The 723-nt window shown below is 68.6% G+C and carries 1 protein-coding gene; it reads right to left on the bottom strand.

What is annotated here, in order from left to right; all coding sequences use genetic code 11:
* Positions 1–372: DUF1906 domain-containing protein (locus E1298_RS47390; protein ID WP_131903916.1), on the bottom strand; the 372-nt coding region annotated here is incomplete at its 3' end.
* Between the last annotated feature and the right edge of the window lie 351 nt (positions 373–723).

Raw genomic sequence — 723 nt, 5'->3', positions numbered from 1 at the left:
CTCCCGCCCGATGACGGACGCGGCGCCGTCCAGGTAGGCGTTGATGGCCCCCTGCTGCTCCTCGGTCGCGTCGAAGTCGACCGCGAAGTAGATCGGCCGCCCGTCCGGCATGCCGAGCGAGGCCGCCTGGCCGGCGGCGTCCTTCGCGTCCGCCTCCCCGGCGTCCCGCCCCGCCAGCGCCCGCGACGCGGCCGACTCCCACACGACCACCAGCCACAGGCCCGCACCGGACAGCTCGTCCGCCTCCGCGCGGGTCAGGTTCTTCCCGGTGGTGTCATGCGAAAGATAACGGCACACGAACTTCACCCCGGCGCGCTTCAGCGCGGCCACGCCCGGGCGTCCCCACGCGTAATCGACGCCGAAGAGAGCCATCTCAACTCCATGCTCGGAGATCAGGTCACGTCCGATTCAACAGCCTGTGCCCTTTTGTTCGCATGGCATTCACGCACATCACTATCAGTGACGACACGCCGACGTAGCGCTAGCGCAATGGCCTCCCACTCGCTACAACAGACCTCGTCAAGGAAAAATCCGCAGGTCAGGGGGCCACATTGTTCCGGAAGGCGAGAGAGCGCGTCGGCACGAGGGGACTCGTCCTGCTGACGGCGGCTCCGCTGCTGGGGGTCGTTCCACTGCTGATGAACGCCGACGGCGGCGCCCTGGCCGACGGCCCGGCCCCCGCCGCCCACAAACGTCCCCACAAGGACACCCATCACCCAACCG

The sequence above is a fragment of the Actinomadura rubrisoli genome, assembly GCF_004349215.1.
In the GTDB taxonomy this organism is placed as follows: domain Bacteria; phylum Actinomycetota; class Actinomycetes; order Streptosporangiales; family Streptosporangiaceae; genus Spirillospora; species Spirillospora rubrisoli.
Note: the sequence above shows the minus strand (reverse complement) of the source record. Positions and strands in the feature narration are given on the sequence as shown.